The organism is Aliiroseovarius sediminilitoris (assembly GCF_900109955.1).
GTDB lineage: Bacteria > Pseudomonadota > Alphaproteobacteria > Rhodobacterales > Rhodobacteraceae > Aliiroseovarius > Aliiroseovarius sediminilitoris.
Genome location: NZ_FOJB01000001.1, coordinates 2,005,379 through 2,017,768, shown reverse-complemented (window position 1 = coordinate 2,017,768; position 12,390 = coordinate 2,005,379). Strand labels below are relative to the sequence as shown.

13 protein-coding genes are annotated in these 12,390 nt (G+C 59.7%); 8 read left to right on the top strand and 5 right to left on the bottom strand.

All coding sequences use genetic code 11. The features are described 5' to 3' along the window. Window positions 1-52: 52 nt before the first annotated feature. The 5 genes from BMY55_RS09995 to BMY55_RS09975 are packed head-to-tail and all read right to left on the bottom strand — an operon-like array spanning window position 53 to window position 4,505. Entirely contained in the window at window positions 53-541 is a 489-nt protein-coding gene (locus BMY55_RS09995) for a DUF6505 family protein (protein ID WP_091430349.1), read from the bottom strand. After that, window positions 538-1,242 carry a biotin/lipoate--protein ligase family protein gene (locus BMY55_RS09990; protein ID WP_091430347.1) on the bottom strand — a complete coding sequence of 235 codons (705 nt, stop codon included), beginning with the start codon at window positions 1,240-1,242 and terminating at the stop codon, window positions 538-540. The genes BMY55_RS09995 and BMY55_RS09990 overlap by 4 nt, the downstream gene beginning before the upstream one ends. Further along, window positions 1,239-2,306 carry an Mrp/NBP35 family ATP-binding protein gene (locus tag BMY55_RS09985; protein ID WP_091430346.1) on the bottom strand — a complete coding sequence of 356 codons (1,068 nt, stop codon included), beginning with the start codon at window positions 2,304-2,306 and terminating at the stop codon, window positions 1,239-1,241. The genes BMY55_RS09990 and BMY55_RS09985 overlap by 4 nt, the downstream gene beginning before the upstream one ends. Before the next feature lie 7 nt (window positions 2,307-2,313). Continuing rightward, complete coding sequence (locus tag BMY55_RS09980; protein WP_091432317.1) at window positions 2,314-2,502, bottom strand: DUF6494 family protein; 189 nt, start codon at window positions 2,500-2,502, stop codon at window positions 2,314-2,316. Window positions 2,503-2,549: 47 nt separating this feature from the next. Then, window positions 2,550-4,505 (bottom strand): 4Fe-4S binding protein, encoded by a 1,956-nt coding sequence (locus BMY55_RS09975; protein ID WP_091430344.1) that lies wholly within the window; start codon window positions 4,503-4,505, stop codon window positions 2,550-2,552. 301 nt (window positions 4,506-4,806) lie between these two features. Between BMY55_RS09975 and BMY55_RS09970 the strand changes: the two genes are divergently transcribed. The 8 genes from BMY55_RS09970 (at window position 4,807) to BMY55_RS17155 (ending at window position 11,909) form a co-directional block, all read left to right on the top strand. Continuing rightward, the gene (locus tag BMY55_RS09970) at window positions 4,807-5,331 is read left to right on the top strand and encodes a DUF3305 domain-containing protein (protein WP_322787735.1); all 525 of its coding nucleotides are present in this window, start codon (window positions 4,807-4,809) and stop codon (window positions 5,329-5,331) included. Further along, window positions 5,328-5,930, top strand: coding sequence for a DUF3306 domain-containing protein (locus tag BMY55_RS09965; RefSeq protein WP_091430342.1), 603 nt, complete (start codon window positions 5,328-5,330; stop codon window positions 5,928-5,930). Before BMY55_RS09970 ends, BMY55_RS09965 begins: the two co-directional genes overlap by 4 nt. Beyond that, window positions 5,927-6,535, top strand: a complete 609-nt coding sequence (locus tag BMY55_RS09960) for a TorD/DmsD family molecular chaperone (protein ID WP_091430341.1) — start codon at window positions 5,927-5,929, stop codon at window positions 6,533-6,535. Before BMY55_RS09965 ends, BMY55_RS09960 begins: the two co-directional genes overlap by 4 nt. A 66-nt stretch (window positions 6,536-6,601) precedes the next feature. Further along, window positions 6,602-6,793, top strand: a complete 192-nt coding sequence (locus tag BMY55_RS09955; protein ID WP_091430339.1) for a twin-arginine translocation pathway signal protein — start codon at window positions 6,602-6,604, stop codon at window positions 6,791-6,793. A gap of 87 nt (window positions 6,794-6,880) precedes the next feature. Continuing rightward, complete coding sequence (locus BMY55_RS09950) at window positions 6,881-9,877, top strand: formate dehydrogenase subunit alpha (protein WP_091432313.1); 2,997 nt, start codon at window positions 6,881-6,883, stop codon at window positions 9,875-9,877. A gap of 12 nt (window positions 9,878-9,889) precedes the next feature. Then, entirely contained in the window at window positions 9,890-10,510 is a 621-nt protein-coding gene (gene fdh3B, locus BMY55_RS09945) for a formate dehydrogenase FDH3 subunit beta (protein ID WP_091430337.1), read from the top strand. Between the two features lie 81 nt (window positions 10,511-10,591). Further along, window positions 10,592-11,776: a formate dehydrogenase subunit gamma gene (locus tag BMY55_RS09940; RefSeq protein WP_091430335.1), complete on the top strand. Its 1,185-nt coding sequence runs from the start codon at window positions 10,592-10,594 to the stop codon at window positions 11,774-11,776. 1 nt (window position 11,777) lies between these two features. Further along, window positions 11,778-11,909 (top strand): hypothetical protein, encoded by a 132-nt coding sequence (locus tag BMY55_RS17155; protein ID WP_281242446.1) that lies wholly within the window; start codon window positions 11,778-11,780, stop codon window positions 11,907-11,909. Window positions 11,910-12,390: the final 481 nt, after the last annotated feature.

Below are 12,390 nucleotides of genomic sequence, written 5' to 3'. Positions count from 1 at the left end.
GTGGCGTGGGAATGATCGGTAAGGGACTGCCCGGTTTCGGGCGCCGAACGGTCTAGGATTGCGGATCGTCCAGTGCGCCGTGGATCGCAAATTGCTCAAGCCCGGCGTCCTGAGCTTCAATCACACGATAGGTTTCGCGCACGCCCGCTTCCGTCAAATCGCGCGCAACGGTCAGCAAGGTGTTGGCCGCATGTTCGTCACACAGATCCGCCATCTGTGAAAGTTCTTCGATGGCGACTTCGCGTGCGGTCTCAAGCGACGGTGCGCCGTAAACATCGACAAAGTGCTGGGCCAGACGGTCGGCCAGGGTGTCGCGTTCGCCGGACTCGATCTGGGTGACAGCGACAAAGCTGACGCGGCCAAATGTTTCGCACCCCAACCAGCCATTGGCAAACGCCTGACGGGCCTTGCCGACTAGATCAGCCTCGGACCAGTTGGAAAATTCGAACCCGCCGGAGATGCACCATTCGCCGGTCCTGGCGGGATTATGGAAAACACGGGTATCGCTTTCGTCAAAATGGATTGCGCGGGCAAGTTTCATGCGGGCTCCGTTAACAGGGCGGTCAGGGGGATCAGATGGGATTGGCCGTCGGTTTTCAACAGCAGGCCGAGGTTTTCGTCAAGGCCGACGAACGTGCCGCGTTGCCCGGCGACGGATATTTCGGTGTTGCGCCCATAGGCCACGCCAATCCAGTCCTGATGCAGGCGCGCGGGACCATCTTCGGCCCAGGTATTCAACGCCACCAACGTATGGCGCACCCATGCCTCAAGCAGGGTCACGGCGTCCACATCGGTGCAGCCCTCGGCATAAAGCGCGGTGATGTCCGGTGTCAGCCCGGTTTCCTCCGACGCGGGCCAAAGGTCCAGTGACAGCCCGACCACCAGCCAGTCGGGCACCGCATCGGGGTCCGGTGCGGACGCCGCCATGTTCAGCGCGCCACAGCGCGCGCCATTCAGGTATATCTCCCCGCTCCAGCCCAGATGCACTGCGACTTCGGGTGGGGCAAGCGCGCCAAGGGCGTTCTGGAACCCGATCCCGCAAAGCGGCAACATGCAGGCTGCGTTGCCCAGCGGAACCTCGGGCGCGAAAACCATCGCCGCGCGCAGGCGGTCATGGGCCAGATCATACGTAACCAACCCCGCGTCGCACACCCCAACCGCCTGCGCGCAGGCCAGTGCGAACGGGTCTGAACCATCTGCATCAACGCCAGAGAACAAGGGGGGAAAGACAGGCCGTGTCATGCGTGACCGGCTGCGACCAGCTTCTGCGCAACCTCGCGGAACGCCGCCGCCTGCGGGCTGTCCGGCTTGGACACCACGATCGGCGCGCCGCCATCTGCGGCCAGCCTGATATCCAGATGCAGTGGAATTTCCGCCAGCAATGGCACGCCAAGTTTGGCCGCTTCGGTTGCAACCCCGCCATGGCCGAACGTGTGTTCTTCATGGCCGCATTTCGAACAGATATGGGTCGACATGTTTTCGATCATCCCGATGATGGATGTGCCCAACTGGTTGAACATATCAATTCCCTTGCGCGCATCCAGCAGCGCCACATCCTGCGGGGTCGAAACGATGATCGCGCCGTCAAGCTGCGCCTTTTGTGCCAGTGTCATCTGCACATCGCCAGTGCCGGGCGGCAAATCGACAATCAGCACATCCAATGCACCCCATTGAACTTGCGTCAGCATCTGCTGAAGCGCGCCCATCAGCATCGGTCCACGCCAGACCACAGCCTGATCGTCGTTTGTCATCAGTCCGATGGACATCATCGTGACGCCGAAATTGCGCATTGGCAGAATGGTCTTGCCATCGGGTGAAGACGGACGTCCCGACACCCCCAGCATCCGCGGTTGCGAGGGGCCATAGACATCAGCATCCAGCAGACCGACGCGTCGCCCTTCTGCCGCCAGCGCACAGGCCAGGTTGGCGGCAACGGTGGACTTGCCCACGCCGCCCTTGCCGGATGCGATTGCGATGATCCGGTCCACACCCGGTACTTTCTCAGGTCCTGTTGGCTCAGAACGTCGCCCAAGACCCAGATCGGGCGGAGCAGCGGGTGCGCTATGCGCCGTCATCACAACGGATAGTTTTTCAACTCCGGGCAGGGCTTGCACCTTCGCTTCGGCCTGGTCCTTCACTTTTGTATAGGCGGCGGCATGGCTGCCGCTTACCTCCAGCACAAAGCGCACCACGCCGTCTTCGACAGTCAGTGCCTTGATCAACCCGGCCTCGACCAGCGAGCCACCACTGACCGGATCGGTCAGCGTGTTCAGCGCAGCCAACACATCCTCACGACAAAGCGTCATGTTCGGCTCACCCCTTGATCGTGCCGGTGACGACGTGTTCCAGATCCAGACCGTCGATTGTCAGCACCATCCGCGCTTCGAAGGTTTTGCCGTCCGTGCCACCCGCCTTGCGGGCCGCTTCTTCGATGGCCTGCTGCGAGGTCACGCCGACCTGTTTCAGGAATTTGCGCATCGACATGTTGAAATCTTCGCTCATCTTCATCTCCTTTTCAGGGTTGTTCATCACCGCCGCGCCTGTCCGGTCTAGTGATCCTTGCGTTTGGAAAAGTAGTCTTCGGTCGTGCGCACGGCAGGTCGTTCGCCGCCAGTGAATGGATTGTCTTGCGAATGGAATTGTGCCTGCACGCGGCAATTTTCGCACATCTGGATCATCCGCGCAGCGGCGGGGTTGGCAAACATTGCGTGGTTGCCCGCCAGCTTTTCAACGATCCGCTCAACAGTGGATTTGACGCCGAACAGGCTACCGCATTCGACGCAGGCGAACGGCTCTTCCTCGTGCAAGACCACCTGCGATAGCGCCGCGTCGGTCAGGTTAAGCTGCGGTTGCAAAGTGATGGCGTTTTCGGGGCAAACATTGGCGCACAGACCGCATTGCAGGCAGGCATCTTCCTGAAAGCGCAATTGTGGCTTGTCTGGGTTGTCCACCAATGCGCCGGATGGGCAGAGCGAGGCGCACGCCAGACACAGTGTGCAGGCATCGGTGTCAACGATCACAGCGCCATAAGGTGCGTGGGCGGGCAGGGGGGTGATTTCTGCTTGGGGTTGCAGCGTCTTTGCGGCCAGCCGGGTAATCTGGCGGCGTGATCCTTGCGGCAGGATCGGCGCGGCAAGCTGTGTGGTGGGGACATTGCGGTCAAACAGGTGATCCGACAGCCTATCGGGGTCTGTGATATCCAGCAGTGCGACGTGATCGCCTGACCAGATGGCTGCGGTCAGATCGACCTGCGTCTGCAATACATCGCGATCGCTTTTCGGGGCCAGCAGGATATCCACCCCGGCAAAACCGCTGGCCAGGGCCGCGAGCATCTCGGCATGACCGAACATCGCCAAAGCGTCGATTTCCAGCGGGATCACATGGGCGGGCAGCCCCTTGCCAAACCGAGCGGCAAGGCGGATCATTTCGGCACCGTGGCCGTCGTGCACGAGAAGCGTTCCGGTCTGCCCGCCAGCCTTACGGTAGGTCGTGGCCAGCGTGTAGATGCGGCGAAACACATGATCAAGCGGCGGCGCGTCATAGGTGATCGCCCCGGAGGGACAGACCGCTGAACAAGCGCCACAACCGGCGCAGATCAACGGATCGACGCTTACATGTTCGCCGGCAGGCAGGATTGCACCCGTGGGGCAGACATTCAAACAGTTGGAGCAGGCAGGTTTCTCGGCGCGGGAATGCGCGCAAAGAGACGGCTCCAGTCGTACATGGAGCGGTTTTTCAAACGTGCCGACCATCTGGCTGGCGGCAAGAATGGCATCGGCGACCGCCGGCAGGCTGTCCGGGTCGGCGCGCACATAGCCATCGCGCTTGTCCGGGGCGGGAAACAGGGGCGTATCACCAGTCAGGTCAAGAATCAGGTCACAGCCTGACTGCGCGCCGTCGCGTGGTGCCGTCAGCGCGGGTGTACCGCGCCCGCCCGGCAAGACCTGCTGGAACGCGTCAATCGTCACCTCAAACTGGCCCAGCGTGCCTGCGACCCGGCGCAACTGCCCGACGCAACTGTCATAGCGGGTCGTCACGGGCATGTCCGCCGGTTGCGAGACAAGCACCGTCACCGCCAGAATATCGGCCAGTTTCTCAGCGGCACCAAAGGCCGCATCCGGTGCGCCCAATATAAGGCAAGTGCCCTGCGAGACGACATCGACGGTCTTGGGCTGGGGCATCACGAGTGCTGCGTCGGCCACAAGGGCTGCCATTTTTGCGGTCGTGTGCGCGGCGTCTGCGGTCCAGCCCGCTCGGTCGCGTATATCGACAAAGTCGGGGATGGGCGCACCAATATCTTCGGCCAGGTCTGCGAAGCGGCTGGCTTCCTGCTGGCAGGCAATCATCACACCGCCCTTGGCCATCGCCTTGGCGGCCAGGTCGGCTTGCGCCTGACACAGTGCAGTGTGCATGCGCGAGCATTCTAATCCCGTCGCCGCGCCCAATGCGTCGCCGTCAATATTTTGCGTGCCCAGACAATCACAGATCAGCAGTGTTTTTTTCATTTCGACCCCTCACCCATGTATTGGTAGGATGGAACGGCGCCGGATGAAAGGCGGTGTGACCAAATTCGGCGATCATTTCCGAAGATCGGTGGGAAAGGACCGTAACAGCGATGTGTCGGCGCAGTTGGTCTTGGTCAGAGCGTTGGCCGAAACAAGGTTGCGTGGCTGCCCAAAGCCGACAACGTACTTTATTTTTCTCGTCGTTTCAGTAGACTGATTGAGACTCGAGATAACGTCGTAATCAACAGGTGCCAGTTTGTCCTTCATCTTTCCCAATTCCCAATCCATCCCGCTTGGGGTTGTGATGCGGAAAACGCCCGGTGTGACGCGGTGGGCGAAATGGGCCTGGCGGGCGGTTGATGTGTTGCCGGGTGCAGGGCCTGCGCGGTGGAAGGTTCTGCGCACCGAAGGTCAGGTGACAGACTATCACGCCGCAACCGTGCCGCTGGAGCTTTTTGTTTCGGATACCGAGGCTTACGTGCATGAATTGCAAGCGCGCCAACCCTCCATCTACGTGATACTTAGCCCGGATGAGACATCGCCGGAGACCCCGTGGAAGCTGTCGCTTGCCACGGCATCGCCCTATGAGGCGCAGGATTATTGTGATTCCTCTGAGGTTCTGGTGGAAAAAGTGCCTATGCCCGAAGGCATGTTGGCCTGGGTCGCAGATTTCGTGAACCGCCACCACGAAGAAGAAGAATTTGTGAAACGCAAGCGCAAGAATATGAACGTGGATGGTGATCAGGACGGCATCGGTGATCCGCGCATCGTGCAGGACAGCGATGTCTACCGCTCGCCACGCCGCCGAAGGGAGTCCATGAATTGAGCCGAAACGCGACATTCTGGGACCGTCGCCGCGCCGCTGTCGAGGCTGAGGCGGAAGCCATCGCGGCCGAGAGGCAGGCAGCGATTGAGGCCGAGCAGCGCAGCGCCTTGGAAGAGAAAAGCGACGAGGATATTCTGTTGGAGTTGGGTCTGCCTGATCCCGACACTATGTCCGAGGGCGACGACTTTGCCGCCTTTATGGCCAAGGCCGTCCCTGAACGTATCCGCAAGCGCGCACTGCGCAAGCTGTGGCGTAGCAATCCGGTGCTGGCTTGCGTGGACGGGCTGAATGACTACGACGATGATTATCTGACCGGAAGCTACGGCAGCGCACCGCTTCAGACCACATATCAGGTGGGTAAAGGACTGCTTGCGCATGTGCTTGACGCGGCGCGTCAGGACGAAGCTGAGGGGGACGCGGCAGAAGACGACGTGAAACCACTTGGCAAAGAAGACAAACTGGCCGAAGATATTGGCAAGGACGTTCTGGCAGATGGGGTTGAAGCTACGGCCCCAGACGTTGCGGAAGATCAGGGACAGAAGACTGACCACCCCACGCCGCGCAGAATGGTATTTCATTTCGACGGACATGACGTATGACCCTGGCACAAACTCATCCCGAGACAATCGAAGAGGACCGGTTGCGCGCTGACCTCTACAATTATCTCGGCGTTATGTTGGCGGGCCCGCCGGATGAGATGCTGTTGGAGCAGACTGCGGGGCTGACAGGGGATGCGTCCCCACTGGGTCAGGCGATTGAGGGGCTTGCGCGGGTTGCGAAAGTTACGAAACCCAAAGCGGCAAGCAGGGAATACAACGCGTTGTTCATCGGCCTTGGGCGTGGTGAGCTGTTGCCTTATGCCAGTTATTACATGACCGGTTTTCTGAACGAGAAACCACTCGCCAATCTGCGCGCCGACATGGCTGCCCTTGGGATCACCCGGGCACAGAACACGTTTGAGCCGGAAGACAACATCGCCTCGTTGATGGAGATGATGGGTGGCATGATCGTCGGGCGCTTCGGCAATGCGACACCATTGCAGCGCCAGAAAGATTTCTACAACACACATATCGGGCCATGGGCCACGTATTTCTTTGCGGATTTACAAGGTGCCAAGGGGTCGGTGTTTTATGCTTCGATTGGAGCCGTCGGTTCAGAGTTTCTGAGCATAGAGCAGGAAGCATTTCGCATGATGGCAGGCTGACGGCCTGTCGATATAAGGGTGGCCGGGGGCTGCCTTGAGACGACAACAGGGAGGGAACACATTCAAATGGCTGATACAAAGCAAGGCACAACGCGTCGGAATTTCCTGAAGATTGCCGGCACCGCCGTGCCGGGGGCGGTCGCCGTCGCCAGCGGCACCACCGCCGCGCAGGCAGCGCCTGCCGAAGTCGATCTGTCATCGCAAGTGATGCAGGACACCGAACATACCCGCGCGTATCTGAAAAGCACCCGCTTCTAAAGCCGCGCGACCCGCCCCGCCACCACTTGGCAGGGCGAATGAGACTGGGACCAAGACGTCTGCAGCGCAGAACCAGGGAGAACAATGATGCTTAGAAAAAAAACAAATGGCAGCGCGCGGCGTTCCGCAAGACCGTCAATCACACGTGCTGCAACCACCACCGTTGACCGCCGCACTTTCTTGCGCGGCTCGGGACTTGCAATTGGCGGGCTGGCGGCTGTTGCTGCAACTGGCGGCACCGTCACGCAGGCTACGGCACAAACCGCAGCGGAACGGGCGATTGAGATCAAGAAAACAGTCTGCACCCATTGCTCGGTCGGATGCACGGTCATTGCCGAGGTGGATAATGGCGTCTGGATCGGGCAGGAGCCCGGCTTCGACAGCCCGTTCAATCTCGGCGCGCATTGCGCCAAGGGCGCATCGGTGCGCGAACATGCCCATGGTGAACGTCGCCTGAAATACCCCATGAAGAAAGAAAATGGCGAATGGGTCCGGCTGAGTTGGGAACAGGCGATCAATGAAATCGGCGATGGCATGATGAAGATCCGCGAAGAAAGCGGGCCGGATTCGGTGTATTGGCTGGGGTCTGCCAAGCACAGCAACGAACAAGCCTATCTGTTTCGCAAGTTCGCCGCCTACTGGGGCACCAACAACGTCGATCACCAGGCGCGGATCTGCCATTCGACCACGGTGGCCGGTGTGGCGAACACATGGGGCTACGGCGCCATGACCAACAGCTATAATGACATTCATAACTCCAAGGCAATCTTTCTGATCGGCAGCAACCCTGCCGAGGCGCATCCCGTTTCGCTTCTGCATATCCTCAAGGCGAAAGAGGAAAACAACGCGCCGGTGATCGTGTGTGATCCGCGCTTTACCCGCACGGCGGCACATGCCGACGAATATGTGCGCTTCCGGCCCGGCTCCGACGTGGCGCTGATCTGGGGCATTCTGTGGCATATCTTCGAGAACAAATGGGAGGATCAGGAATTCATTCGCACCCGTGCCTGGGGCATGGACCAGATCCGCGACGAAGTGAAACGCTGGACACCGGAAGAGGTCGAGCGTGTAACTGGCGCTCCCGGTGAGCAGTTGGAGCGGGTTGCGCGCACCTTGGCCAACAACCGTCCCGGCACCGTGATCTGGTGCATGGGTGGCACGCAGCACAGCAACGGCAATAACAACACCCGCGCCTATTGTATCCTGCAACTGGCCCTTGGAAATATGGGCCGCCCGGGTGGTGGCACCAATATTTTCCGCGGCCATGACAATGTGCAGGGGGCCACGGATCTTGGGGTTCTGGCTGATACACTGCCAGGCTATTACGGCTTGTCGGATGGCTCGTGGGCGCATTGGGCACGTGTTTGGGAAGAAGATCTTGACTGGCTCAAGGGACAGTTTTCCGATGCGACGTTCGGCGACACCAAGATGATGAACCTGACGGGCATTCCTGTCAGCCGTTGGATCGACGGGGTGCTGGAGGACAAGGCCAACCTTGACCAGCCCGACAATACCCGCGCGATGGTGCTTTGGGGCCATGCGCCGAACTCGCAGACTCGCATGAAAGAGATGAAGACCGCGATGGAGAAGCTTGACATGCTTGTCGTCGTCGATCCGTATCCGACCGTCTCGGCCGTGTTGCATGACCGCACCGATGGCGTCTATCTGCTGCCAGCCAGCACGCAATTCGAGACGCGTGGCTCGGTGACGGCCTCCAACCGATCGCTGCAATGGCGTGAACAGACAGTTGCGCCACTGTTTGAATCGCTGCCCGATCATACGATCCTCGCGAAGTTTGCCGAGAAATTCGGTTTCCATGACAGGATGTTCCGAAATATCGCGATTGACGACGGAGGCGAGCCTAATGTCGAGGACATCACCCGCGAGTTCAACCGCGGCATGTGGACCATCGGCTATACCGGTCAAAGCCCCGAGCGGTTGAAGATGCACATGGCCAATCAGCACACGTTCGACAAAACCTCGCTGCGCGCCGTGGGCGGCCCAGCGGATGGTGATGTCTATGGACTGCCTTGGCCCTGCTGGGGCACCGCCGAGATGAACCATCCCGGCACGCCGGTTCTGTACGATATGTCGATCCCGGTGGCCGAAGGCGGCCTGACCTTCCGCGCCCGGTTCGGGGTGGAACGTGACGGCGACAACCTTCTGGCAGAAGGCGTCTATTCCGCGGGGTCCGAAATCAAGGACGGCTATCCCGAGTTCACCATGCAGATGCTGCGTGATCTGGGCTGGGACGGCGATCTGACGGACGTGGAACGCGCCAGCATCGACCGGGTTGCCGGCTTCCCGGACGGGGCACCATTGGCGGCGGAACCGGCGGATGACGGCGGCACTACCGAGGAAGTTGGCGAGACATCTCAGCAGGGCGATATGCCGTCGGATTACCAGTCCAAATCCGGTGGCGTGAACTGGAAAACCGACCTGTCGGGCGGCATCCAGCGGGTGGCCATCAAGCATGGCTGTGCGCCCTTCGGCAACGCCAAGGCCCGCACCGTGGTCTGGACCTTCCCCGATCCGGTGCCACTGCACCGCGAACCGTTGTATACCAACCGCCGCGATCTGGTGGCCGACTATCCGACATATGAGGACAAGAAATTCTGGCGCGTGCCGACGATGTACGAATCGATCCAGAAGAACGATTTCTCGCAGGATTATCCGATCATCCTGACGTCGGGCCGTTTGGTCGAATACGAGGGCGGGGGCGACGAATCCCGTTCGAACCGGTGGTTGGCGGAATTGCAGCAGGATATGTTCGTCGAAATCAACCTCCGCGATGCCAACAATCTGGGCGTCCGTGATGGCGAACAAGTCTGGGTCGAAGGGCCCGAGGGCGGCAAAGTCAAGGTGATGGCAATGGTCACTGAACGGGTCGGAGAAGGCGTCGCCTTTATGCCGTTCCATTTTGGTGGCCATCTAGAGGGCAAGGATCTGCGCGACAAATACCCCGAGGGGGCCGATCCTTATGTTTTGGGGGAATCCACCAACGTCGCCCAGACCTATGGCTATGACAGCGTAACCCAGATGCAAGAGACCAAAGCGACCCTCTGCAAAATCTGGTCAGCGTAAGGGAGAAGAGAAATGGCAAGAGCAAAGTTCCTCGTTGACGCCGAACGCTGCATCGAATGCAACGCCTGTGTCACCGCCTGCAAGAACGAAAACGAAGTGCCGTGGGGTATCAATCGCCGCAAGGTGGTCACGATCAACGACGGCAAGCCGGGCGAACGCTCGATTTCCGTGGCCTGCATGCACTGCTCGGACGCGCCCTGCATGGCAGTTTGTCCGGTTGATGTGTTCTATCAGACGGAAGACGGGATCGTGCTGCATTCCAAAGATCTGTGCATCGGTTGCGGTTATTGTTTCTATGCATGCCCGTTCGGCGCACCGCAGTTCCCCCAAGCGGGGAATTTCGGGTCGCGGGGCAAGATGGACAAATGCACCTTCTGCGCCGGTGGCCCCGAGGAAAATAACTCGGCTGCCGAGTTCGCCAAATATGGCCGCAACCGGATCGCTGAAGGCAAATTGCCGATCTGCGCCGAGATGTGTTCCACCAAGGCCCTGCTGGCGGGCGATGGTGACACCGTGTCCAGCATCTATCGCGAACGGATCGTCGCCCGTGGTTTTGGCGCAGGCGCCTGGGGTTGGGGTACGGCCTATGGCAGGAAAGGTCAGGCCGGACCACGATTGGGAAGCGGCGGATAAACCCGCCCGCATTCCCTGCGTTGAACGGGCGGTCCTGACCGGGCCGCCTGTCTTTTGCGACACAAGGTAAGGATCGTCCAAATGCTTCGTCTATTCGCCGTTTTTGTCCTGGTTTTTGGCCTGCTGACGCCCGTGTCGGCACAAGAGGCTGTGGACAATCCGCGCGCCGAAACAGGCGGGGCGCAGACATTGGCCGACATCCTGCGCCGTCAGGCCGACCAGAAGGTGGACGACACATTCCGCCGTTCCGTCACGGGTGACCCGGACTCTGCCGCGCCGATCACCGCCCCGCTTGGGACGCTCGGTGGGCAATCTGACCCTGACCTGTGGCGCGCGCTGCGCTATAGCACGGCGGACATAACGACACAGACACGCGGACCTGCCGCAAAGACTCTGATTCAGGATGGCGGCATGTGGTGGCTGAAGTTTCGCGAAGGGCCGCTGTTAACCTATGGCGCGGGCCTTTTGGGGGTCACGCTGCTGCTGCTGGCGCTGTTCTACCTGTTTCGTGGACGTATCCGAATTGACGGCGAAAAGAGCGGCCGCACGATCACCCGGTTTTCCGGTGTTGAGCGGTTCGGGCATTGGCTGCTGGCGGGTTCTTTCCTCATCCTTGGTTTGACTGGCCTGATCTCTCTGTTCGGGCGCAAAGTGTTGATACCAGCCTTCGGGCACGACGCGTTCTCGACCCTCGCGATTGGCACCAAATGGGTGCATAACAATATATCTTGGGCGTTCATCGCGGCGCTGGTCATCATCTTTGTCTTCTGGGTGGCCCACAATCTGCCGGACCGCACCGATCTGAAATGGATGGCGGAAGGGGGTGGCATCGTCGGCGGCGGACATCCTCCGGCCAAGAAATTCAATGCGGGGCAAAAGCTGATCTTCTGGTCCACGATCATCTTGGGTGCATCGATTTCGCTTTCAGGTCTATCGCTGCTGTTTCCGTTCGAGTTCAATTTGTTCGGCGCTACCTTTGCAAAGCTGAACGATTGGGGTGTTCCCAACTGGTTCGGGCAGGACCGTCTACCCTATCCGCTGACGCCTCAAGAAGAAATGCAATACGCTCAGCTTTGGCACGCGGTCGTCAGCTTCGTGCTGCTCTCCATCATTTTTGCTCATATCTATATCGGTTCGATCGGGATGGAGGGTGCATTTGACGCCATGGGCAGCGGCGACGTTGAAGAGCAATGGGCCCGCGAACACCACAGTCTGTGGGTCGACGAGGTGCGCGAGGCCGAAATCCAGCAGGGCAAGGAGGCGTAGGATGAAAGCGTTTTTGGCAGCATTATTCGCCCTCGTGGTGATCACCGTCGGCGCAAATCAGATCTTGGTGAACAGCGACTTTTCGTCGAGTGCCGTTACAGCATCATCGGAAAATGTAAGACTGAGCGACTGAGGCTGCTGTCGGGCATCGTAAACGAAAATCTACCCGTGCCGGGCAGGGCGGTCATTTCACCGTTCTGAATGTCACATTCGTTGCCCTGGTCAGTTATTTCAAGAAGCTTCCGGAAATCATTCGCTTTGCAGTGACGATGTATGCCCTTTTCCGGTTGCCGCGTCGAGGTGAGGAAGAGGTGAGGTGCCCCTAGTTTTCCAGACACCTTCTTTGTTGACGTTTTGTTGTCTGTTTTCGAAGTCGACGGGCGACAGCGTCCCGTACACCCAGCTCGTCGGAGGCGTAAGCTCGTTCCACTAGGGAGGCAACTCTTTCATCGGCCACTTCAAGTGCCGCTCGCGCTGTCAGTTCACCACGGTCTGCGGCTGTTTTTTACGCGATTGACGCTGAGCCTGCTCAATCACCCGTTCGACCTGTGGACGAAACTCAGGATAGGCCTTGAGAGCTTCCCGTTCGCAATCTCCGAGAACGCGTTTGAACT